Origin of the sequence: Arsukibacterium sp., from assembly GCF_041616895.1 — a bacterium.
Taxonomy (GTDB): Bacteria; Pseudomonadota; Gammaproteobacteria; order Enterobacterales; family Alteromonadaceae; genus Alishewanella.
The window spans coordinates 53,964-77,767 of sequence record NZ_JBFJPY010000002.1; the positions used below are offsets into that span (position 1 = coordinate 53,964).

The following is a 23,804-nucleotide window of genomic DNA, read 5'->3' on the forward strand; positions in this document are numbered from 1 at the left end:
TAAAAAAAGCGGGAGCGAAAGCAGATCGGCGTAGAAGAGCGGTTACAACACCCGATAAGCTCGCCACAGCAACTCGCGTTCGCTCAGACACTCTGTGTCGACTGATCGGGTATTCTAACCTTTTAACAATATAGGCGGCGTTCTGGTAGTGGTAACGAAGCTTGCATAAATATTGTTGTAGCGCTTAGCCTTTATTGCGACCTGAAGTCCTAAGCAGATTTCCGGCTAAATGCAAACCCAACTGCATTTGATCTTCTGGATCAAAGGGCACCACACCTAAACACGGCGCGGTAATTCTCTGCTGTAAATCAGCAATATTTTGTTGCAAAAGCGCCATCTCCGGATCAACACAGTTGGCGACCCAACCCACAAGCTTGCAGCCGCTGCGGGCAATTTCCCGCACCGTAAGCATGGCATGGTTCAGGCAGCCTAGTTTCATTCCCACAATTAATATTACCGGCAGCTGCTGCTCGGCCACCCAGTCAGCCAGATAACGCTCATCACCAATAGGCAATAGCCAACCACCTGCACCTTCAACTAATAGCTGTTGTATGGGTAACTGTTGCCAGTTGACCATTGCCTGATCAAGTGTTGCTTCGTCAATGGGCTGGTGCTCGTAAACCGCAGCCAGATGCGGTGCGACCGGCGCCTGATAGCACATTGGATTGACCACATTGTAGGGTAACGCGATACCAGATTGGCACTGCAGCAGTAACGCGTCACTATTGTACCCCTGCTCGTCGGCGCCGGCGGCTATTGGCTTTACCCCGGCCGCAGCGATATCGAGTGCTTTGAAACCTTGCAATAGCATACTGCAGACATAGCTTTTGCCGGCATCTGTGTCAGTACCGGTTATAAAGTAGCAATTAGCGGGCATTTTTGGTTCCTGTAATAAATAACACCTGATAACTGGCCGGTAAACCCTGGGCTGTCCGATGCTTTTCATAGGCTACTGCCAGCTTTTGCCAGTAGCCTCTACCGGTTAAACCGGTTGCACTGCGCCCAGCAACCTGATTAGCACCTAACGCTTTTAACTCCCGAGCCAGGCTTTGCACATCAGGGTAATATAGTGGGTAGTTTCGTTGCTCAAAGTGCCAGGTAACCTGTGGCACAGTGCCAGCTGCCTTAATGAGTTCAGCTTCGGGTAAAAACAACTGAGTATGCGGCTTTTGATCTAACGTCGCAAAAGCGCCCTGTAGCTCCTGTAACGTGCCCTGCACCAGGGTGGTGATAACCAACCGCCCGCCCGGGGCCAACACTCTGGCAGCTTCGGCTAATACCGCTTCAGGCCTTTGGCACCATTGCAGCATCAAACTGGAAAAAACCTTGTCAAACTGTGCTGTGGCCAGCGGCAGTGCCGCTGCATCAGCCTGAATATAAGCCGTCGCTAACTGTAAACTTTGGGCCTTATTTAACATGCCTGCACTTAAATCAACGGCGCTAAATTCATGACAATAGTTTTTTAACTCAGGGTGGATCCAGCCCGGACCGCAGCCTAAATCGAGCAATTTACCGTTATGGTTGGCGCATAACATCGCAAGTGCCGTTAATGCCACCTGCTGTTGTAAACGTGCAGCCGCTGCATAGCTCTCACAAGCCTTACCAAAACTTTGGGCTACCTGCTTTAAAAAAGTACTTTCGCCATGAATTGCCGGTTCAAATATGCAGGGTTTTATTCGGGAGATCATAACAATAGCAGCCTTAATTGCTGCACCAGCAGCGCTATATCTTCATCGCTGTGCTGACTGCTCAGGGTAATTCTTAAGCGGGCGCTGCCTGCCGGCACCGTCGGTGGCCGAATGGCGGTTGCCCAGATGCCGGCTTTTTTTAGCTGCTTGCTGGCATTAACCGCCTGCTCGCTGCTACCGAGCACCATTCCCTGAATAGCGGTATCAGAATTCATAATGGGTAAATCTGCAGCCAGTATTCTGAATTTCTTTATATTGTTGTATAGCTTGTCGCGCCGCCAGTGTTGCTTGCGACACAAATCAATGCTTTTTAAAACCGCGGCACAGGTTGCCGGCGATAACGCCGTACTGTAAATATAGTGCCGCCCAAATTGTTCAATATAGTCAATTACCGTTTTGCTGGCGCCAAGAAAAGCCCCGGCCACCCCCAGAGCTTTGCCAAAATTAGCCATCAGGCAGAACAGCTCGCTGTTCGCTACGCCTTGCGCCGGCCCGCTGCCCTGACCTTCCGAACCTTTAACGCCCAAACCATGTGCATCGTCCAACAGCAGTGGTACCTGGTGCTGCAGACACAGACTACGTAACGCCGCCAGATCAGGGCAGTCGCCATCCATACTAAATACCCCTTCAGTTACCACCATCGATTGTGGTTCCTGCTCTAACAACCGCGCCAATGCGCTCATATTATTGTGAGCAAAGCGTTTCATCCGTGCGTCACTATGCAGCGCACCATCAATCAATGAGGCATGGCTGAGTTTATCCAGTAATAAGGTATCCTGCTTAACAGCCAGCGTATGCAACATGGCCTGATTAGCAGCAAAGCCTGAAGAGAATAACAGTACCCGCTCCACACCAAGCCAGTCACTCAAGGTCTCCGTCAGCTGGCGGTGTATTGCATGCTGGCCCGTGACCATTGGTGACCCACTGCTACCGGCACCAAGTTTCAGGGCGCCGTCGGCATAAGCCTGCAATACCTCAGGGGCGGTAGCCAGCCCTAGATAGTCGTTGCCGGAAAAATTAAGGAATGGCTGACCATCAATAGTAATGAGCCGGCCGTTGTAATGTTCAACCGTTACAGGCTGGCGCATCAGCTGCTGAGCTTCACGCTCGGCAACAGCCTGTTGCAGCTGTGCCAGTCTATCCTGCAGCATAGTCATTAAGCCACTTTTTTACTGCGCTGCCATATTTACTGTACAGCACGGTAAAGCGGCGGGTTAGCCTGCTCGTTTAACGCATCAGCCATTGCCAGTTCGTGCGCTTCGTCTGAGACATCAGCACGCTGCTCTGGCTTTATGCCCAATTTGGCAAACAGCTGCATATCAGCATTAGCTTCAGGGTTATCGGTCGTCAGTAGTTTATCACCGTAAAAAATAGAGTTAGCGCCGGCAAAAAAGCACAAGGCCTGCATTTGCTCGTTCATACGTGAGCGCCCTGCCGAAAGCCGGACGTGACTTTGCGGCAACATAATACGCGCAACGGCAATAGTACGGATAAACTCAAAACCGTCTAAATCTTCGACATTTTCCAGCGGAGTGCCTTTAACTTTAACCAGCATATTAATGGGTACACTTTGCGGATGCTCCGGCAGGTTGGCTAGCTGCATGAGTAAGGCCGAACGGTCGTTGGCACTTTCACCTAAACCGACAATACCGCCACAGCACACTTTCATACCGGCATCGCGAACATGGCTTAAAGTATCAAGACGATCCTGATAGGTGCGGGTGGTGATAATTTCACCATAAAATTCTGGTGAAGTATCCAAGTTATGGTTGTAATAATCCAGGCCAGCCTGCGCCAGGGTTTTGGCCTGGCTGTTGTCGAGCATGCCTAATGTCATACAGGTTTCCAGCCCCATGGCTTTGACGCCCCGCACCATTTCAATAATGTAAGGCATGTCGCGCTGCTTCGGGTTGCTCCAGGCGGCGCCCATACAAAAACGGCTGGCTCCCTGCGATTTCGCTGCAGCGGCTTGCGTCAGTACCTTTTCTACTTCGATTAAACGCTCACGCTCTAGCCCGGTATTATAATGACCACTTTGTGGACAATATTTACAATCTTCGGCACATGCCCCGGTTTTAATCGACAGTAAGGTGCTGATTTGCACTTCATTCGGGGTAAAATATTGACGGTGCACTGTTTGTGCCTGAAATAATAAATCATTAAACGGCAGGGCATAAAGTGCGTTGACTTCAGCGAGAGTCCAGTTGTGGCGAACCTGAGTGGTAGCAGCGTGCATAGGGCGTGTCCATTGTTGTTCTGCGGTTTTTCGGCTAGTCTAACCGCCGGTTGCAGCTTGTCAACGCTGACCACAGCAAAAACTTTACTACTGGTTAATTTATGAGCATCGCATTATGACCGTTAACTTAGCATTTGATCGCGAACATATCTGGCATCCTTACACCTCAATGATAAATCCTTTGCCGGTGTATCCGGTCAGCCGGGCCGAAGGTTGTGAACTTATTCTTGAGAATGGCCAGCGTTTAATTGACGGTACCTCTTCCTGGTGGGCCGCTGCACATGGCTACAATCACCCGGTTTTAAATGCTGCGGTCACTGAACAATTACAAAAGATGGCCCATGTGATGTTTGGCGGTATTACTCATAAGCCAGCAGTCAATTTGTGTCAGCAGCTGGTGGAAATAACGCCGGCGGCATTAACCAAAGTATTTTTGGCCGACAGCGGTTCGGTCGCGGTAGAAGTCGCCATTAAAATGGCATTGCAATATTGGCTGGCAAGTGACACACCACAAAAAACCAAACTGATCAGCCTGCGAAAGGGATATCACGGAGATACCTTTGCTGCCATGGCGGTCTGTGATCCGGTAGATGGTATGCACGATATGTTTAGTGGCGTACTGAACCAGCACTTTTTTCTGCCGCCACCGGCCAGTGCTTTTGCAGCTGAATTTAACCCGGCAGATATGGCGCCGCTAGCAGCATTGCTTGAACAAGAGCACCAGCAGATCGCGGCGCTTATTCTGGAGCCGATTGTCCAGGGCTACGGCGGCATGCGTTTTTATCATCCGGAGTATTTACGTCAGGCCCGCGCACTGTGTAATCAGTATCAGGTATTGCTGATTGCCGATGAAATTGCCACCGGCTTTGGTCGCACCGGCAAATTGTTCGCCTGCGAGCATGCTGGTATTACCCCTGATATTATGTGTTTAGGTAAAGCCTTAAGTGGCGGCTATATCACACTGGCTGCCACCCTCTGCACTGATGAAGTGGCTCGAGGTATCAGCCACAGTGCAGCAGGTGGCCTGATGCATGGCCCAACCTTTATGGCGAACCCATTAGCTTGTGCCGTAGCAAATGCCAGTGTCGGTCTTATCCGTCAACATCACTGGCCAGCACAAGTCGCAGCAATTGAGCAACAGTTGCAGCACGAGCTGGCACCTTGCAAAGCCCTGCCGGCAGTGCAGAACGTGCGAGTACTTGGCGCCATTGGTGTATTGGAAATGCGGAAAAAGGTTGATGTTGCCAGGTTACAGCAGCAATTTGTTGAGCTGGGAGTATGGATCAGACCGTTTAACAACCTTATTTATATTATGCCGCCCTTTACCATCAGTCCGGCGCAGCTAACTACACTGACCCGCGCCATGGTAACGGTGGCAAAAGCCAGCAGCTAGCATGCTCTGGCTGGCTTAGCGCAGAATATAGAACAGCATGCCACTGGCGCTGAGTAATAAGAGAATAATATTAAAATGTAAATGATCGCTGCGCCGTTTCAGGCGCATCCGGTTAAGCACTATGCTGGCGACACTGACAAGTGCACTACCCCACAACAGATACACTAACCAAAACGTTAAGCGTGGCCGCCAGTAGTCACGAATATCCAGCCCCAGATAGCGTACCAGACCTGAATCCATTTCCGGCCTGGCATAATGGCTAACTACAAGGGCAGCGAAAAATAACAACCAGGCAATAATCGCCAAATATTTAAACGCCCGGCACAGTAAGTCTGGGCCTTCCCGGCGCTCAAACTCCGGCCCGCCTTTATCTGGCCCCACCTTGTTATATACGGTCATTTTTGGCTTCCTTCCAATTTTTACTTGTTTTCAGCTTCTGGCAAAGTATGATTACAGCTTTTATAAATATAGCCTAGTTATAACACCATCTGGAGTTTGTTGCATGACGCACGCCGTAGTTAAAGATGTGTTGGCCGGTCAATACCCTACCGGTTCACAGATCACCATAAAAGGCTGGATCCGCACCCGTCGCGATTCTAAAGCCGGCATTTCTTTTTTAGCTGTGCACGATGGCAGCTGTTTTGATGCGGTGCAAGCCGTCGCTCCGGCAGAATTAGCGAACTATGAAAATGAAATTAAGCGTTTAACCACGGCATGCTCAGTTATTGTTACTGGCACGGTGGCGCGCTCTGAGGGTCAGGGCCAGGCTTATGAAATCCAAGTTCAACAGGTTGATGTGGTCGGTTGGGTCGAAAATCCGGATACCTATCCGATGGCACCAAAACGCCACAGCATGGAATACTTGCGAGAACATGCCCATTTACGCCCCCGCACTAACGTGATGGGCGCAGTAACCCGGGTACGTCACTGCCTGGCTCAGGCCATTCACCGCTTTTTTCATGAGCAAGGTTATTACTGGATCAGCACCCCAATTATTACCGGTTCTGATACCGAAGGTGCCGGTGAGATGTTCCGAATCAGTACCCTGGATTTAGAAAACCTGCCGCGCACCGATAAAGGCAAGGTAGACTACAGCCAGGATTTTTTTGGCAAAGAAACCTATCTGACTGTGTCGGGCCAGTTAAATGGTGAAACCTATGCCTGTGCCATGTCGAAAATTTACACCTTCGGTCCAACTTTTCGTGCTGAAAACTCTAATACCAGCCGCCATTTAGCCGAATTCTGGATGATTGAGCCGGAAGTGGCCTTTGCTGAACTGAAAGACATTGCCCAGCTGGCTGAAGACATGCTGAAGTATGTGTGTAAAGCGGTACTAAACGAGCGTGCGGATGATATGGCGTTCTTTGCCGAGCGGATAGATCCAACCGCTGTGACCCGCTTACAACAGTTAGTAGACTCTTCTTTTGTACGGATGGATTACACCGATGCCATTGAAATTCTGCAAAACTGTGGCAAGGCTTTCCAGTACCCGGTTGAGTGGGGTGTGGATTTACAGTCAGAGCATGAACGTTATCTGGCTGAAGAGCATGTCGGTGCGCCTATCATCATGCAAAATTACCCTAAAGACATTAAAGCCTTTTATATGCGCTTAAATGACGATGGTAAAACGGTAGCAGCAATGGACGTGTTAGCGCCAGGCATTGGCGAAATTATCGGTGGCAGCCAGCGTGAAGAGCGTTTAGAACATTTCGACCGTCGACTAGATGAAATGGGCCTGAATAAAGAAGATTACAGCTGGTATCGAGATTTGCGCCGCTATGGCACGGTACCGCACGCCGGTTTTGGTCTGGGCTTTGAACGTTTAGTGTCTTATGTGACGGGTGTCGGTAACGTCCGTGATGTTATCGCGTTCCCGCGCACACCAGGCAATGCTGAGTTTTAAAGGGCTTAGCTGATATCCTTAATAAAAAAGGGAGCGTTATCTGCTCCCTTTTTAATAAGGTAAAATGACGTTAACAGCATGCATTTTCTGCCGCAGCAAAGGTTAAAAGTAAGAAAAAAACGCTTCTGGATCAGGATCGTTTCGCATTGGCGCGCTTCCTGCTGCAGTGCCTAAATATAAAAATCCTACTATTTCATCATCTTCACCGACATCAAGTGACTGCTTAACGAAATCTTGCTGGGCATAGCTGCCGGTGCGCCAAATGCCACCAAAGCCCTGGGCAAAAGCCGCCTGTTGCATCGCCATTACGGCACAGGCAGCCGACTGCACTTGTTCCGGAGCCGGAACCTTCGGGTGCTCGGTAACTTTAGCGATACAAACAATTACCATAGGTGCACGCAGTGGTAACTGCCTTGCCCGCTCGTGCATTTCAGGGGAAATACCCGGCGCATCTTCAATCGCTGCCTCTGCAAACACATCACCTAAGCGGTTAAGCGGCTCCTTGCCGGTAACAATGACAAAACGCCACGGACGTAAGCCGCCATGATCGGGTACCTTCAGGGCCGCCCGTTTAATTAGCTCAAGCGCGTCGCCACTGGGTGCCGGCTCGGTTAACCGCGGTGTGGAATATCGGGTGGTTAATAGCGTCAACGCATCCATAACATAACCTCTTTAAACAACTTTGCTATCAGGCTAGCAAACTTTACGTACTAAGCACATGAGAAAATTTTAACTGCCTTACTGTTTGCTCAGTCGCTCGCCACAACGTCGATTTTTACAGCGATATCATTCGCTCTGGCATGCTAATTATTCATTTTGGCAGCAGCATCGACTGCATGCCGATACAACACCAGATACTGTTCCGTGGCTTCTTCCCAGCTAAAACTCTGAGTCATCGCGCGCTGCTGGATTTTTTTATACGCTTGCTGATCCTGATACAACTTCAAAGCCTGGCGTAACGCCTCCAGCAACGCCTCAGTGTTTGGCTCGGTAAAACCTATGCCGGTAGCCTTGTTATCAGGCCAGGGCACCACGGTGTCCTTCAAACCGCCAGTCAGTCGCACCACTGGTAAAGTTCCGTAGCGTAGACTGTATAACTGATTCAAACCACACGGCTCGAATAAGCTTGGCATTAAGAAAAAATCACCTGCAGCTTCAACCTGATGTGCCAACTGTTCATTAAAGCCTTCAATAAAACGAAATTTGTCAGGAAAGACCACGGTAAGTTGATGTAATTGCCGACAGTAACTGGCTTCACCACTGCCGACAATGACCACCTGCACCGGATAATGGTTTAGTAAATGCTTCAATGCCGGGATCAGGATATCATAGCCTTTCTGACCGGTAACCCGGCTAACCGCAACCAGCAGCGGCACATTGCTTTGGGCTAACTGACACTCTTGCTGCAGCTGACGTTTACAAGTCGCTTTACCCGCTAGGTCACCGGCATGAAAGTTGGCACTAATCGCTTGATCCGTGGCCGGATCCCACAACTGATAATCACAGCCATTTAAAATACCGCTAAAATCGGGCTGGCGCAGCTGATACCAGCCAGCCAGGCCATTAGCAGCGGGCTCACTGAGCAACTCGTCCCGATAGCCCTGACTTACCGTGTTAATTTTAGTGGCATATTGCAGCGCGATTTGCAGAAAATTTAGCTGATGAGGATACTCGTGATCATGCTCATCCTGAACCGCTTGTTGCCGCAGGGGCAACCCCAGTTGTGGCGCCCAGCCGGCGTCAGATTGCTGCTGATAAGCACCATTGTGGATAGTAAAAACAAAAGGCACCCCCGCCAAACTCTGCGATGAATGTTGCCGCTGATTGTACTGATGATGCTGATGCAGATAAAACGCCGCCGGGGCGCTTTGCCAGTCATGGCCATGCAACACGTCAAACACCTGTTGTCGGGCAGCCCAGGCAATGGCTACCTTACAAAAGAAAGCAAAACGCAACGGGTTATCAGCGTAACCATGCTGGCCATCATCATAGGGTCTTTCCCGGGCAAAAAAATCATGATGTTCAACTAAATACACTGTAACACCATGTAGTTGGGTTGAACGCACCGCACAGCCAAACTGCTGCCCCCCCAGCTCAACAAATACTGACGCTTCACCCTCCGTTGTCACATTATATAATGCGCCATACCGTGGCAGGATCACGCTCACCTGATGGCCAGCTGCCAGTAAACTACTTGCCAGGCCGCGACAAGCGTCAGCAAGGCCACCGGTTTTAATTAAGCCTTCATATTCACTGCAAATAAACAGAATACGCAATACGAGTTCCTTAGTTAATTACTCAGACCTCATCAAAGCCAATTTTCGCACCTTTGGGGATCACGACAACCCCGCCCGGTGAAATATGAAAACGGGCTTTATCCTGCACCGGATCTTCACCAATAATGGTGCCCGGGGCAATCTTGACGTCTTTATCGATAATTGCCCGGCGGATACGACAGCCACGACCAATATCGTTATTACCCATTAATACACATTTTTCAATATAACTGTGACTATGCACATGCACGTTGTAACCCAGTATCGACTGATACACGATAGCACCACTGACAATACAGCCCGAGGCTACCATAGAGCTTATAGCCTGGCCGGTGCGATTAGTTTCATCATGCACAAATTTAGCCGGTGGCATCGGTGGCGTATAGCTGCGTAGCGGCCAGTACCGGTTATACACATCAAACGGCGGATTAATTGAGATTAAGTCCATATTAGCTTCATAGTAAGAATCTATGGTGCCAACATCGCGCCAGTAACCGGCACTGCTTTCTGACTCACCGCGAATACGGTTGCTGGAAAAGTCATACACATACACTTCGCCCTGTGGGTACAAGCCCGGAATAATATTATGACCGAAGTCATGTTTCGAGTCGGCCACTTTCGCATCGGCTTCCAGCACATCAACCAGGCATTTCGCTTCAAAAATATAGTTACCCATCGACGCCAGCACAAAGTCAGGCCGGCCCGGAATGGTTTTCGGATTTGTTTTTGGTTTCTCTTCAAAACCAATCATTTTGCCGTGCTCGTCCACTTCAATCACCCCAAATTCATGGGCCTGACTTACCGGCACTGGGATCGCTGCCACCGTTAGCTTGGCTTTATTATGCCGGTGAAAATCGAGCATTTGCCGCACATCCATTTTATAAATGTGGTCGCCACCAAATACACACACATGCTCAGGATCTAACCCCTCTATTAAATGCAAATTCTGATAAATGGCATCAGCAGTGCCCAAATACCAATGCTTACCGGTTTGCATCTGGGCGGGTATCGGATCAATAAAACGGTTAGTTAAGCCACTCACCCGCCAGGCACGGCCTAAGTGTTTCATTAACGAGTGCGATTTAAACTGGGTAATAACGAAAATCTGCAATAAGTCGGAATTAACAAAATTGTTTAGCACAAAATCGACAATTCGGTAGTTGCCGCCAAATGGCACAGCTGGCTTAGCACGAATACCGGTAAGCGGTGCTAAGCGGGTTCCCTCGCCCCCGGCAAGCACCATGGTTAACACACCTGACATAGAGACTCCCTGTATGGCTTTGTTATGTTAAAAATACAAGCAGAGTAAAACTCGCCTATACCCACGATAGCAGCATTAATAAATAAAGCACCAGAAAAGTTAGCGACATTAATAAATTCAGATGTCGATCGCTCAATGTTTAAAAAATGCGGTTGGGCTGCTCTAAGACGTGTTGACGTCATAAATTACATATAGCACATAATTAACCACAAAAATATTACAAGCTGCTGTCAGAATTTATTACACCTAACCTCCGCTTCTCAGTTGAAGAGTCGTAACTATCTGTTTTAAATTAATTTAAATAGTTGGTATAAAACCTGCTTTGAAGGAATTGGCAAAAGCCATGTTGTAAAATTTAAAATGGAATTAATTAGATGAACAAAACAATAAAATTATTTACTTTACTATTTCTGGTCACTTTTTTTGCTGGTACTGCTAAAGCGGCGTTAATAACAAATTTTGAGCTTGAATGCACTTCATGCGGAAGATATGGTGACTTTACTTTGATGTGGCAAACAACGACTGATGCGACTTTAGCTGCTGGTTTTGTCGATTGGGCACCAGGCTTATTTTTCAAAGTTGATATTCCAGAATTAAACGGTATTTTTTGGGCGCATACAACATCGTACGGCGGTGGTTATAATTTTTCTGATAATAATTTCTATGTTGCTATGGCACCGGGAAATGTCATTTTTGATGGCCCAACTTCCGCTCCGGTTTGGAGAGCAGGTGTTTATGAAGATATTGTGAATTATTTTCAAGCAGGCACAGATCAAGGTTTTTCCCGCCTTACAATAAGCAACGTGTCAAGTGCAGTTGATGTGCCAGAGCCTGGCTCTATTGGTGTACTTGCACTGGGCTTGATGTTACTAAACCTTAGCAAACGAGTGCGTTTTAACCGTAAAGCCTGATCACTACACTGCGGTTTCATAGTTACGTCACTTATGTAGCCTGTAAGCAATGTCAGCCAAGTTTGCCTGGCATTGCTTTAATCACGTCCATACATCGTTTCTGGCAGCGCTCTCAAGACAGATCAGATAGAATAAGCGGCAACCCGTTGCTGGTATTTTTAAAAAAGTAAGGCTGCTTCGATTAAATAGCTCCGCTGCCCTTCTTATTTATTGCCGCATTATCTTTGCCCGATTCAACCTCTGCATTTAATGCTTCGACTTTCTCAGTGGTTGCGCTATCCGCCTTATTGTTAGACGCTTCAGGTATTGGCTGAACATTTGTTGCAGGGTCGGCTAAAGGTGCTGGCGCAATAGGCATTATTACCGCAACATTCGCATGGGGAATGACTCTTACCTGTTTCCGATAATATACAAACAGATAACTGCTGGTCCTGGCAATAACCTGTACCTGATCAAACTTAAGAGTATTCACCGCATCCTGCACTGGATATATTAAGCTGACGTGAAACTTTGGCTGTTTATCATTTTTAATTCGTTCAGCAAGTTTAGCAGACTCCTCTTTGGCTGCATTATATAAAAACAGCAGCGGAATGAGCACGAAAATTAAATTATACCGCTGAAACTGTACCGGATTATAGTATTTTTCTGACCAGACTGCGTATATATGAACGTGCCGCCTGACGAAACGATCTACAGCAAATAACATTACTAAGAGCAGCAGCCAGCCAATAACATTAAGTAAAATCCAGGGGTGAGTTAATGCCGCCAGCATAAAGTCTGTTAATTCTAAGTAAGGCAAAATATTAAAGTCAAAAAGAGCAAATAATCGGGTGGAAAACAACATACCCAATACGCTGCAAAGTAAATAACCAAACGTTAGTATCATACTGGGATGGCGCAGCATAAAATTACAAAACCGACGTAACATTGAATTTAAATGCGCATCGTATAACTCGCCGTGCAAAGTAGATGATGCAACTGGTGTCGATCCGTCCAGCTCTGCTGCCGCAGTCTTGTGCGATGTCTTCACAACATAACCTTCTGTTATAGCTCTGATTCTCATCAGACATTATTTTCAGCAATTAGACAAGTAGTCAGCAAAAAAGCGAAGTAATCAACATACAAAATAAAAGCCCTACTTAAGTTATAAATAATAACGTTGTCGACATCGAGACAATAATCTTCACCGGCGATTTCACGCCACAGGCCACTGTCATCTACCCGCAAACAGTTAACGCCACCCATAGATTCCACGTTTTTTTATTTAACGAAGCGCGGTGAGTCCAGCCGCTGGTTTTGCTTAAGGCTGCCCCCCTTCACCAACATTGATGAACTGTCAGTTTTTTATACAAACGCAGATTAAAAGCTAGCCAAGAATCTCTGGGGCCCTTGCTGTATAACGACGGCATGCTTTTTGCTTATCCAGTTAAGTATTCACAAAAAACGCTTATAAATTAGGATAATTAAATGCTTATAATAAAAAATGTAGTTAGGCAGCTTGCCACTTTAACCTTTTGCGGATTGGTATCATCTGCAGTTTATGCCACGCCTATAGAACTCGTCACCAACGGTGGCTTTGAGTCGGGCGATTTTACCGGCTGGATTGTCACCGATTCTGGCTCTGGAACATTCGAGGTTACTTCAGCATTAGCTCCATCAAATGGTACCTTTACTACCGTGGGTGCATCACAGGGAAGTTTTTACGCAGTTTCCTCTCAGAGTGGTCCTGGAACACATGCTTTGAGCCAGTCATTTTTGGTCCCGCTCAATGCAACCCAAGTAATCATGACATTTGATATGTTTGTGCAAACCTTTGCGGGTCTTACGATCAATCCAGCTGGATTGGATGAAACTGCATTCCCAAATCAACATGCACGGGTCGACCTCTTAAGCGCTGGCGCTCGAGCATTTGATACGGGCGCTGGCGTGTTGGCCAATTTTTACATCGGATTAGATGGTATTCCAACTCAGCCTTATATCTCTTACCTATTCGATATAACGGCCTTAGTAACTCCTGGCCTTTCTTATGATATTCGCTTTGCGCAATCAGATAATCAAGGTAATTTCAATCAGGGCGTAGACAATGTCAGCATACAAGCACAAGTTCAAGTGCCAGCACCAGCTACCCTCGTCTTGCTCGGACTTGGAATCGTAGGCCTAGGCTGGTCACGCCGCAAGAAAGCGTAAACAGAAGTCTAGGATCCGGCCCGCTTCGGCGGGCTTTTTGTTGCCGCCGATTTGTAAATGATTTATCTCTCTACCGGCAAAAAACAGGAGTATAGAATAGACAATGAACTGAACTGTACGACAGCAGAACGGAAAAGACAAAAAACCGCATTAACTCATGCGGTTTTTTGACTAAGCAATTTTAAGAACGTAAAAGTAGTTGCACTGTGGCTATTTAAATTTGCGCTGCCAACTCTGCCCCTTGGCGGATGGCACGCTTGGCATCCAGTTCGGCCGCAACGTCGGCGCCACCAATTAAATGATTGGGAATACCCCGTTCGGTTAAGCCTTGTTGTAGTGCACGCAGCGGTATCTGGCCGGCACAGATAATCACGTTATCCACATCGAGACAACGCTCTTCACCGGCGATTTCAAGCCACAAGCCGCTGTCATCTACCCGCAGATAGTTAACGCCCCCCATAGATTCCACGCCTTTTTTCTTTAACGAAGCGCGGTGAGTCCAGCCGGTGGTTTTTCCTAAGCCTGCGCCTACCTTAGTAGTTTTACGCTGCATTAAGTAAATTTTACGCTGGGCAGGCTCTGGCAGGCTGTCAGGTAATAAGGCACCACGACCTTCATAGCTTTTATCTACGCCCCACTCTTTTAACCAGGCATCAGGCTGCAGCGTCAACGAATTCTCTTCAGTCAGGTATTCTGCCACGTCAAAACCTATACCGCCGGCGCCAATAATGGCTACATTTTTACCCACGGCTTTATGGTCGCGCAGCACATCTAAGTAGCTAAGTACCTTCGGATGATCCTGACCTTGCAGCGCAATATCTCGCGGCACAACACCCGTTGCCAGAATAACCTCATCAAAGCCCGCCTCTGCCAGGCTTTCAGCCGTTTGCTCTGAGTTTAAATGTAATTTAATGGCGTGTAATTGCAGCATTTTGCCAAAATAACGCAGCGTTTCGTGAAATTCCTCTTTACCGGGGATTTGTTTAGCGTAATTAAACTGACCACCAATTTGATGCGATTTATCGAACAAATGTACCTGATGACCACGCTGCGCTGCATACACGCTAAAGGCCAAACCGGCAGGCCCAGCGCCGATGACAGCCAGCTTTTTAATGTTGGTTGCCGGGTTAAAATTAAGCTCGGTTTCAAAGCAGGCCCTGGGGTTTACCAGACAACTGGCACGCTTGTTCTGAAATACATGGTCGAGGCAGGCCTGGTTACAGGCAATACAGGTATTAATTTGATCGGCATTGTTAGCGGCCGCTTTATTAACAAAGTCGGCGTCAGCTAAAAACGGCCGGGCCATACACACCATGTCAGCCTGACCATTGGCCAGAATGTCTTCGGCTACCTGCGGGTCGTTAATCCGGTTGGTGGCAATAACCGGAATGCTCAGTTCTTTTTTCACTCGTTCGGTTATCCAGCTAAAAGCCGCACGTGGTACCCGGGTAGTAATAGTCGGTACCCGGGCTTCATGCCAGCCAATACCGGTATTAATTAAAGTTGCGCCTGCTTCTGCTATAGCTTTACCCAGCTCGACCACTTCATCAAACGTATTACCGTCTTCGACTAAATCGAGCATTGATAAGCGGTAGATAATGATAAAGTCGCTGCCACATTGTTCGCGCACCGCTTTTACGGTTTCTATGGCAAAGCGGCTGCGATTAGCAAAGCTACCGCCCCACTCGTCTTTGCGCTGGTTGGTGCGCTGACAAACAAACTGGTTAATTAAATAACCTTCAGAGCCCATCACCTCTACGCCGTCGTAGCCAGCTTTTTTGGCAAGTTTTGCGGCATAAGCAAAATCTTTAATGGTGCTGGCAATTTGCCGTTTTGACATTTCTGCCGGCTTAAACGGAGTAATTGGCGATTTAATTTTGCTGGGGGCGACATTAAACGGATGATAACCATAGCGACCAGCGTGCAATAACTGCAAACAAATTTTCGCATCAAATTGATGCACTGCTGCCGTTACCTGGCAATGTTTTTTAACCTGCCACCAGTGGCTCAGCTGGCTGCCAAAAGGCACCAGGTTGCCACGAAAGTTCGGACTGATACCACCGGTAATAATTAAGCCAACGCCTCCTTTTGCCCGCTCGGCGTAAAATGCAGCCAGTTTAGCAAAACCGTTTTTTTCCTCTTCAAGGCCGGTATGCATAGAGCCCATAATTACCCTATTTTTCAGGGTCGTAAAACCTAAATCCAGTGGTTGTAATAATTTTTGATATGCCACCGCAGCCTCTCTGGTCGTACCTGTAAAATAGGAAGAATGTAGCCGCTTTGGCTAGTGATAGCAAGTGCTAAACATTTACTTACAAATTGCATTTAGTCTTTGCCGGTAAATTGGTTAGCATAGCAGGATTACCATAATATTATTTTGTCATCTATACGGGAATTTACTATGACTGAACCACGAAAAGGTTTAATACGCCGCTTCTTCGGCGCGATCTGGACGGTTTTCAAAGCCTTTAAAGCCATTGTGCTTAATTTGTTGTTTATCTTTATCGTCGCTATTGTACTGGTTGCTATGTTCAGTGGTGAAGATGAAGTGAAAATAGCGGAAACCAGCGCGCTGCTGCTTAACCTGAACGGCGACCTGGTAGAAGAAAAACGCTGGGTTGACCCCGTTGCCAGCGCGATAAATGAAAGTCTGGGTGCGGGCGAAGAGTTACCAGAAATGCTGGTATCGGATGTGGTTAAAGTGATAAAAACAGCCACTACCGATAATCGGATCCAGGCAATGGTGCTTGATGTATCGGGATTGGGCTCTGCCTCGTTGGATAAAATGCAACGGGTGGGTGTCGCCATCGAAGACTTTAAAGCCGCGGGAAAAAAAGTGTTCAGCCACGGTGCCTACTATGGCCAAACCCAGTACTACCTGGCCAGTTATGCCGATGAAATAAGCTTAAGCCCAATGGGCGCCGTTATCCTTGAAGGATATGGCAGCTACCCGATGTACTATAAAGACGCCTTAGAGAAACTAAAAATCAACACGCATGTATTTCGGGTGGGTACATATAAATCTGCGGTAGAACCTTTTTTACGCAGTGATATGTCAGAGGCGGCCAAAGAAGCCAATATTGCCTGGTTATCCGGTTTATGGGATAGCTACAAGCAAGACGTAAGCAGCCGCCGTGGCTTTGACATCAGCAACTTTGATGAAACCTATGAAGCCTTGTTCCAGAAACTGCAAGCTGCTGATGGCGATACCGCCCAGTATGCTATTGATAATGGCTTTGCAGATAACCTGGCAACCCGCGAGCAGTTCAGACAGAAGCTCATTGATATTGTTGGTGAAAACGACAAGCATGTGTATAACCACGTGGGTTTTGATGACTACGCCAAGTACGCGATTGCCAACAAAAACTTTGTGAATCCGTTAACCTCAAAAGTAGCGGTAGTGGTTGCCCGCGGCATGATTGTCGATGGTAGCGCCAAAGCCGGAACCATTGGTGGTGATTCTACCGCGGCCTTATTACGCAAAGCGCGGTTTGACGATAAAGTAAAAGCCGTAGTACTGCGAATTGACAGCGGTGGCGGTAGTGCCTTTGCTTCAGAAGTGATTGGCCAGGAAATAAGCCTGCTGCGTGAGGCCGGCAAGCCAGTTATCGCCTCAATGGGCGCGGTAGCAGCCTCAGGTGGTTACTGGATTGCAGCTCCCGCCAATGAAATCTGGGCCTCACCTACCACCATTACCGGTTCAATCGGCATTTTTGGTCTGCTGCATACCCTTGAGAACTCTCTGGATGCTTTGGGCTTAAATGTTGATGGTGTTGGCACCACTGAACTGGCCGGTTTGTCTTCAGGCGTACCGCTTTATCAGGGGCTGAATACCAAAGCAAAAGATATCTTCCAGCTGCTGATTGAACGCGGCTATACCGAGTTTTTAACCATGGTAGCCAGCAACCGTAATATGTCTATTTCTGAAGTTGATGCCGTAGCACAAGGTCGGGTTTGGACGGGTAACACCGCATTGGAGCTTGGCCTGGTAGACAAACTGGGTACCTTTGATGAGGCCATCGCAGCGGCAGCCGAGAAAGCAGGCCTGGACAATTACGATGTTCAGGTTATTACCCAGGATTTGAGCCCTACCGAGCAAATGCTGAAAGAGCTGTTTGGTACAGCGCAGACGAATGGCTGGTTACCACAGACGCAAGCCTCGCCTGAGCAGCTGATGCTGCAACGGGTTGGCAAACATCTACGGAAGGACTTTGTTATTCTGAACCAGTTTAACGATCCAAATGGTATTTACTCCTATTGTGTAACCTGCAGCATTAACTGACAGTTAGCTTAATCTCTATTACAATGCCCGCCATGTTGCGGGCATTTTATTGGATTGTTGCCTTAATGAACGAGACGAATACGCAGAAAACGATCAGCAGAAAACGCATATATGTTGCTTATACCGGCGGTACTATTGGTATGCAGCAGTCGAGCCAGGGATTTGTGCCGGTTCCGGGTTTTTTGACGGCCACTGTAAAGAAAATGCCGGAGTTTTATCATCCGGATATGCCGCTATTTGACATTCATGAGTATCATCCGGTTATCGACTCCTCCGATATGACACCGGCCCATTGGCAGCATATAGCGAATGACATTCAGCAACATTACCAGCAATACGACGGTTTTGTGGTACTGCATGGTACCGATACTATGGCCTATACCGCATCGGCACTGTCTTTTATGCTGGAAAACCTGCAAAAGCCGGTCATTATAACCGGCTCGCAGATTCCGCTGGCACAGTTGCGCTCTGATGGTCAGGTCAACTTATTAAACGCATTATATCTGGCCGCCAACTACCCGATCGCTGAAGTGGCGTTATTCTTTAACAATCAGCTGTTTAGGGGGAACCGTGCGACGAAGGCCGACGCTGATGGCTTTAATGCGTTCGCTTCGCCTAACTTTTTACCCTTACTTGAAGCTGGCATTAATATCGATCTGATTGAAGGTATGGTAAGCCCGGTAGCCGGAAAAGTTGCAGATTTGCAGGTAGCAGCCATTACGCCGCAACCCATTAGTGTGGTGACCTTGTACCCGGGGATCAGTACCGATGTGATCAGTAATATGCTTCATGCGCCGGTACGGGCACTTATTATAAAATCATTTGGAGTGGGTAATGCCCCGCAGCGGCCAGAGCTATTACAGGTGCTGCAAAGTGCCACAGAGCGTGGCCAGATCCTGGTTAACTGTACCCAGTGTTTTAAAGGTAAAGTAAATATGGATGGCTATGCCACCGGTAATGCGTTAAAAACCAGTGGCGTCATTAGTGGCTATGATATGACACTGGAAGCCACGCTGACGAAACTGCATTACCTGTTAAGCCAGCAGTTAGATGCCCGTCAGATCCGTCAAAAAATGCAGCAGAACTTACGCGGCGAGCTTACTAATCAGGGCGCCTAAGCGCCCTGCTCGTTTACTCACTAATAAATAGCGCTTTAACCCGTGGCACTAAACTAAGTTCTTGCTGCTCAAGCGGGCCAAATGCCAGCCAGTGTTGTAACAGTCTATTTTTGTCTGTCACTTCTCCGGCGTTGTGTTTTAGGGTAAGTAAGGTAAGTTGCACCTGCTGACGCTCAGCACGCTCCGACTCAGGACCCGTTTGTCCACTGATTATCTCCAGTGCCTGTGTTATCCCCTTTCGATCGAGTCCCAGGGCACCGGCTAACGCTGCTTGCGGCTTAAATTGCTGCGGCCAGTTATCGCTGCTACCATCAGGAACTGCCATGCAGGTAAACAGCGCAATAATATCCTGCTGCGCTGCCTGACTGACCTGCTGCTCAATTAGCGCTTGTACTTGCTGGCGCAAATTATCTCGCTGCTTGCGGGCATTGGCAATGACGCCAACATCCAACTGCTGCAACTGCTCATTAACCGCCATTAATTCGCTACTGCTATTGGCGGGAGTTAATGCCTGGACCGTCTGCGCAATGTCACTTAACGCCGCGCTAAGCGCCTGCTCCTGGGCTAATTGCTGTTGTTGTTGCTCAGCAAACACCGCCTGGCGTTGGCTAAAGAAGTCATCGCACACTTTGCGAAACTGTTGCCATAACTGCTGATCAAGTTTTTTACCGGCGTAACCGAGTATCTTCCAGCGCTGCTGTAACTCTTTTAATATTTTACTTGTTTGGTTGCTATCGCTAAGTGTCACAGCGGCTTTTGCTTCCGTTAGCAGCGCGTTTTTTTGATCGGCAACCTGTTGTTGAAATTGAGCAGCCTGTTCTTTTAACACGTTAAGTGCAGCCTGATAACGTTGCTGCACGCTAAGGTAATCCTGGCGTTTAACTGGCCCGGCCTGCTGCCAGGCCTGGGTCAGCGATTTTAAGCCACTTTCCAGAGCGGCGGCATCAGGTTGGGTTGCGCCTAACTGCTCCAGCTCAGTGATAATCTGCTCACGAGCGGTTAAATTCGCCGCTTTTAGTGCATCCTGCTCGGCAAAATACACCCGGCAAGGTGCGTACGCCTGCTCACAGGCAACATCAAAAGCCGTATTTAATTCAGTATCCTGCTCGGCGCCGGCTTTACCAAAACTGCCCCATTGTTGCCTGGCCTGTTTTACCTGCTCAGCCCGGGCCGGAATATCCGCTGGTTCAACCAGAGCCAATTGCTGCATCTGCGCCAGCGCTTCCTGTTTTCGCGGTGTAGCAATATATTCCTGCCAGTCGGTCAGCTCGGCGATCCGGGTACTGACCAGCTGAAAATCTGTCGCCAGCTTTTGCTGCTCGGCTGTATTTAGCTGCGCATAATCGGCACTAATCCCTTTAAATAAGCCAAACAGTATTTTGTAACGGCCTTGTTGATCAAGCCGTTTAAATTCTGCAATTTTACTGCGACATTGGCGTACAGCACGTTCTGATTGATTGGTTGCTGCGGCAATAGCCTGCTGCCACTGGTTTTGTAATTGCTGCTTTGCCGTTAGCACAGCCTGTGGCACTGCCAATGGCAAATCGGCCGTGATATCGCGCCATTGAAGTTTAAACAATTGCAGTTGTGCTTTGGCAGCGTCAAGCTCAGCAGGATCACCTGGCAAGGACTGAGCCGCCCAGTCACTGACTAACCGCGATGCCTGGCTTAACTTCTCAGCGGTTTGCGGCAAACTGGTTAACTGCTTTGCCAGCGCGCTATGTTGTTGCAATAAGCGTTGACGCTGTGTCGCATTCAGCTCACTGGTGTTAGCAATTTGTTTAGCGATCGAACCCAACTGTTCGCCTACCTCTTCCGCTGCACTAATATCAACATTGGCTAACGCATCGCTTAGCTGACTGGCTACCTGATCTAATGCCTCGGTATAGCGGATGGCATGTTGTTCGGCAACTTCCATCCGGTCGGCTTCAGCCTGCGCCTGAGCCAGCTGCTGCAATTGTGGCGCCAGCCAGCTTTCCAGCTTTGCAACCAATTGCTGATATTTATCACTGAAACTGGTCGCTTCAGCTGCTGGCAAGCAGCTAAGCTGCGCAGAGCAAAGCTGCCACTGATTTTGCAGCTCAGTCAGCTGCGCGGTAATATCTGCGGCACTAAAACGCTCACGTAGCGAATTCAGACGGGCCAGCAGCAGGGTGATTTCTTTACGTAATTTTGCCGGGCGTTGCTGTTGCTCATAGCGCGCTGTTAATTTTTGATCCAGCTGCTCGGCGAGTTCACCACTGAGTACTTTGTTCAGTTTATCCAGCTGTTTCGGGTCTTCAAGCGTTGCCAGTAGTTGTTGTTTCTGAGCTATAGTAAGCACATCTTCGGTTAACGCTTTGGCGTTTAGCTCCGGTCGGTTTAAACGCTGCAACACGATAAACAGAATTTCAGCATCGCTTTCCTGCTCTGCCAGTTGTTCAAGCAAGCTAGTGCGATTGCACTGCGCAATAAACTGGCGTTTAAGCTGGCTGCTAATTTGCTGGGTTAACAGCATGGTAAGCAATTGTTGCTCTGCCTGCTGACGCAACCGGTCGCTGCTATCCTGCTTACTGGCCTGCCACCATAGTGAAAAATCATTCAGATGTTCCAGAGCGCTGCGGCGCACCGTCTCACTGCTGTCGTTAAACGCCAGCTCGTGCAAAATTTCCTTGTGCTCGCGCTGACTGGCAGACAGACTGGCAATCGCGTGTTGACGCACAGCATGGTCGGGATGTTGCCACTTCGGTTTAAACCAGTTTTTAAATATCATCGTGTCCGAACCTTGCTATTGCATCACTATCAAATTGCTTCTTAAGTTCAGCTTTTGTTTTTTGGATCAGCTGACCGTCAGCGCCTACTGTAAATAATTCATCTGACTTAAGCACTGTCGACTGGTATGCCAGCACCAGTTGCAGCGTTTGGGCCTTTTGCTGTTCACTTAACACATTACCATCTGCCCAGCGCCCTGTAGCGACGGCATCAGCCAGTTTTTGATAGGTGTCAGGCGACATTGCACCAACCAGAGCTTTAAAATCCATAGTGTTACTTTCGCTTCAATAGAATAATGCGGGCCCGGGAGACGACGTACCAGCAGAATCCGAGGCCGATTGCCGCGTTAGATACATACTGGTTATAGTTATGGTTAACGGGCTGCCACCAATACAAAATGCCAAAACCGGCTAAAAACAATACCATCGCCAGCATGGACTGGTTCATCAGGGATTGCATTTTCCGATTTTTTCTATCCCGCTCGATAGCTGCCAGTTTCTCCGGCGTGTTACTGCTAAGATCGCCACCACATTTATTACAAGTGGCGGCTTTGTCAGAAATACGTTGCCCGCAGTACGGGCAGGAAATAATGGCCATAATACTTTACTAACCTTATCGCTGTTATCTTAACGAAGTTTGTCCACTACCTGTAAAATAGCGCTTAAACAATCCTGACCCAGCTTCATAGAGCGAATGTCAGACCAGCCAAACGCCTCATCCGGTAAATTGGCATTATCTTTAAATGGCATTTCTACGGTGTATGCTAGACATTTAAACTGTTCCGCCACCCAAGAGGTGGCAACGGTTAAATTGGCCTGACCCGGCGCATCTTTGTCATAACCATACTTGACCTGAAATTCCGGAGTTACTGTCAATAATGCAGCTTTGAAGTCATGCTCCAACTGCTGCATGTGGTCATTGTACGAAGGAACTCCTTCGGCACCGGCGACAAAGTTGTAGGGTAAATTTTCATCGCCATGAATGTCGAGAAACATATCCAGGCCGGTTTCCAGCATTTTTTGGCGGACCAGATAAACTTCCGGGCTATGATCCAGGGTCGGGTTTTGCCACTCCCGATTCAGGTTGGCGCCAGCGGCATTGGTGCGCAGATTACCGCGAACACTGCCATCCGGGTTCATGTTCGGCACAATATAGAAAACCGCTTTGGCCAACAAACTGCGCGCCACACCATCATCCTCATCCAGTAAGCGGTCGAGCAGGCCTTCGATAAACCATTCTGCCATGGTTTCGCCCGGGTGCTGGCGCGCAGTGATCCAGATTTTCTTTTTGGTGTCATCCGGCTCGCCGACTACCAGTAAACTCATATCACGGCCATCAAGCGTTTCGCCCAAATCAACCAGCTGACAGTTGTAGTCGTTCTGCGCCTGATGCAATAAATCTTGATGCCGCTCGTAGCTGTACGGGGCAAAGTAGGCAAAGTAAACCGATTCTGCCTCAGGGTAATGATTAATTATTAACGCTTTACCATCATATTCCGTTTCTACCCGGAACCAGGTTTGGCGATCGTACGAGGCAACCGCTTGATAATCTTGCCAGCCATCTGGATAAGCCGAACCCGCTGCATTGGTTAGGGTTATTTTGTGCAGTTGGGAATGCGGACTATTTAACCGAAAATGAAACCACTGGTAAAAGTCGGAATTATTGTCTTTACGAATAGCCAATTGAATATCAGCCGGGTCATCGGCTTTAATTATCTCAATGTTACCACTGTCAAAATTACTGGTAATTTTCATATTTCAATTCCTGTTTTACTTTCCATTCGTGATTTCTAAAGCGG

At 48.2% G+C, this 23,804-nt stretch carries 21 protein-coding genes; 6 read left to right on the forward strand and 15 right to left on the reverse strand.

The window, feature by feature from the left end:
* Window positions 1-184: 184 nt before the first annotated feature.
* The 4 genes from bioD to bioB are packed head-to-tail and all read right to left on the reverse strand — an operon-like array spanning window position 185 to window position 3,924.
* Window positions 185-877, reverse strand: a complete 693-nt coding sequence (bioD, locus tag ABY802_RS00790) for a dethiobiotin synthase (RefSeq protein WP_372625059.1) — start codon at window positions 875-877, stop codon at window positions 185-187.
* A complete protein-coding gene (gene bioC / locus ABY802_RS00795) occupies window positions 867-1,688 on the reverse strand; it encodes a malonyl-ACP O-methyltransferase BioC (protein WP_372625061.1) in 822 nt (273 codons plus the stop codon). The genes bioD and bioC overlap by 11 nt, the downstream gene beginning before the upstream one ends.
* Entirely contained in the window at window positions 1,685-2,845 is a 1,161-nt protein-coding gene (locus ABY802_RS00800; protein ID WP_372625063.1) for an aminotransferase class I/II-fold pyridoxal phosphate-dependent enzyme, read from the reverse strand. Before ABY802_RS00800 ends, bioC begins: the two co-directional genes overlap by 4 nt.
* Window positions 2,846-2,874: 29 nt before the next feature.
* On the reverse strand, window positions 2,875-3,924 hold the full coding sequence (gene bioB, locus ABY802_RS00805; RefSeq protein ID WP_372625065.1) for a biotin synthase BioB: 1,050 nt from the start codon (window positions 3,922-3,924) through the stop codon (window positions 2,875-2,877).
* 115 nt (window positions 3,925-4,039) lie between these two features.
* Here bioB and bioA point away from each other — a divergent pair, with 115 nt between their 5' ends.
* A complete protein-coding gene (bioA, locus tag ABY802_RS00810) occupies window positions 4,040-5,317 on the forward strand; it encodes an adenosylmethionine--8-amino-7-oxononanoate transaminase (RefSeq protein ID WP_372625067.1) in 1,278 nt (425 codons plus the stop codon).
* Window positions 5,318-5,332: 15 nt separating this feature from the next.
* Here the strand turns inward: bioA and ABY802_RS00815 are convergent, their stop codons facing one another.
* Entirely contained in the window at window positions 5,333-5,716 is a 384-nt protein-coding gene (locus ABY802_RS00815; protein ID WP_372625069.1) for a hypothetical protein, read from the reverse strand.
* Between the two features lie 103 nt (window positions 5,717-5,819).
* Between ABY802_RS00815 and asnS the strand changes: the two genes are divergently transcribed.
* Window positions 5,820-7,220 (forward strand): asparagine--tRNA ligase, encoded by a 1,401-nt coding sequence (gene asnS, locus ABY802_RS00820; protein ID WP_372625071.1) that lies wholly within the window; start codon window positions 5,820-5,822, stop codon window positions 7,218-7,220.
* A gap of 102 nt (window positions 7,221-7,322) precedes the next feature.
* On the opposite strand, the gene ABY802_RS00825 is transcribed toward asnS, so the two are convergent.
* The 3 genes from ABY802_RS00825 to glgC form a co-directional block, all read right to left on the reverse strand.
* Window positions 7,323-7,880, reverse strand: coding sequence for an NAD(P)H nitroreductase (locus ABY802_RS00825; protein WP_372625073.1), 558 nt, complete (start codon window positions 7,878-7,880; stop codon window positions 7,323-7,325).
* Between the two features lie 143 nt (window positions 7,881-8,023).
* The gene (locus ABY802_RS00830) at window positions 8,024-9,496 is read right to left on the reverse strand and encodes a glycogen synthase (RefSeq protein WP_372625075.1); all 1,473 of its coding nucleotides are present in this window, start codon (window positions 9,494-9,496) and stop codon (window positions 8,024-8,026) included.
* Between the two features lie 22 nt (window positions 9,497-9,518).
* Window positions 9,519-10,757, reverse strand: coding sequence for a glucose-1-phosphate adenylyltransferase (gene glgC / locus ABY802_RS00835; protein ID WP_372625077.1), 1,239 nt, complete (start codon window positions 10,755-10,757; stop codon window positions 9,519-9,521).
* 374 nt (window positions 10,758-11,131) lie between these two features.
* Between glgC and ABY802_RS00840 the strand changes: the two genes are divergently transcribed.
* Complete coding sequence (locus ABY802_RS00840) at window positions 11,132-11,668, forward strand: PEP-CTERM sorting domain-containing protein (protein ID WP_372625079.1); 537 nt, start codon at window positions 11,132-11,134, stop codon at window positions 11,666-11,668.
* Between the two features lie 181 nt (window positions 11,669-11,849).
* Here the strand turns inward: ABY802_RS00840 and ABY802_RS00845 are convergent, their stop codons facing one another.
* Both ABY802_RS00845 and ABY802_RS00850 read right to left on the reverse strand, forming a co-directional pair.
* Window positions 11,850-12,698 (reverse strand): hypothetical protein, encoded by an 849-nt coding sequence (locus ABY802_RS00845; protein ID WP_372625081.1) that lies wholly within the window; start codon window positions 12,696-12,698, stop codon window positions 11,850-11,852.
* Window positions 12,699-12,730: 32 nt separating this feature from the next.
* On the reverse strand, window positions 12,731-12,913 hold the full coding sequence (locus ABY802_RS00850; protein ID WP_372625083.1) for a hypothetical protein: 183 nt from the start codon (window positions 12,911-12,913) through the stop codon (window positions 12,731-12,733).
* A 222-nt stretch (window positions 12,914-13,135) separates the two neighbouring features.
* Here ABY802_RS00850 and ABY802_RS00855 point away from each other — a divergent pair, with 222 nt between their 5' ends.
* Window positions 13,136-13,855, forward strand: a complete 720-nt coding sequence (locus ABY802_RS00855) for a PEP-CTERM sorting domain-containing protein (RefSeq protein ID WP_372625085.1) — start codon at window positions 13,136-13,138, stop codon at window positions 13,853-13,855.
* A 214-nt stretch (window positions 13,856-14,069) separates the two neighbouring features.
* Here the strand turns inward: ABY802_RS00855 and ABY802_RS00860 are convergent, their stop codons facing one another.
* Complete coding sequence (locus ABY802_RS00860; RefSeq protein WP_372625087.1) at window positions 14,070-16,088, reverse strand: FAD-dependent oxidoreductase; 2,019 nt, start codon at window positions 16,086-16,088, stop codon at window positions 14,070-14,072.
* Between the two features lie 168 nt (window positions 16,089-16,256).
* Between ABY802_RS00860 and sppA the strand changes: the two genes are divergently transcribed.
* Together sppA and ansA are read left to right on the forward strand one after the other, a co-directional pair.
* Window positions 16,257-18,137 (forward strand): signal peptide peptidase SppA, encoded by a 1,881-nt coding sequence (gene sppA / locus ABY802_RS00865; RefSeq protein ID WP_372625089.1) that lies wholly within the window; start codon window positions 16,257-16,259, stop codon window positions 18,135-18,137.
* Between the two features lie 65 nt (window positions 18,138-18,202).
* On the forward strand, window positions 18,203-19,255 hold the full coding sequence (gene ansA / locus ABY802_RS00870) for an asparaginase (RefSeq protein ID WP_372625091.1): 1,053 nt from the start codon (window positions 18,203-18,205) through the stop codon (window positions 19,253-19,255).
* 13 nt (window positions 19,256-19,268) lie between these two features.
* Here ansA and ABY802_RS00875 read toward each other — a convergent pair whose 3' ends face one another.
* Genes ABY802_RS00875 through ABY802_RS00890 form a run of 4 tightly spaced genes read right to left on the reverse strand, consistent with a single transcriptional unit; the run spans window position 19,269 to window position 23,760 of the window.
* Window positions 19,269-22,007 carry a DUF349 domain-containing protein gene (locus tag ABY802_RS00875; RefSeq protein ID WP_372625093.1) on the reverse strand — a complete coding sequence of 913 codons (2,739 nt, stop codon included), beginning with the start codon at window positions 22,005-22,007 and terminating at the stop codon, window positions 19,269-19,271.
* Window positions 21,997-22,275, reverse strand: coding sequence for a DUF1315 family protein (locus ABY802_RS00880; RefSeq protein WP_372625095.1), 279 nt, complete (start codon window positions 22,273-22,275; stop codon window positions 21,997-21,999). Before ABY802_RS00880 ends, ABY802_RS00875 begins: the two co-directional genes overlap by 11 nt.
* Window positions 22,276-22,279: 4 nt before the next feature.
* Window positions 22,280-22,603, reverse strand: a complete 324-nt coding sequence (locus ABY802_RS00885; protein ID WP_372625097.1) for a zinc ribbon domain-containing protein — start codon at window positions 22,601-22,603, stop codon at window positions 22,280-22,282.
* 29 nt (window positions 22,604-22,632) lie between these two features.
* A complete protein-coding gene (locus ABY802_RS00890; RefSeq protein WP_372625099.1) occupies window positions 22,633-23,760 on the reverse strand; it encodes a M14-type cytosolic carboxypeptidase in 1,128 nt (375 codons plus the stop codon).
* Between the last annotated feature and the right edge of the window lie 44 nt (window positions 23,761-23,804).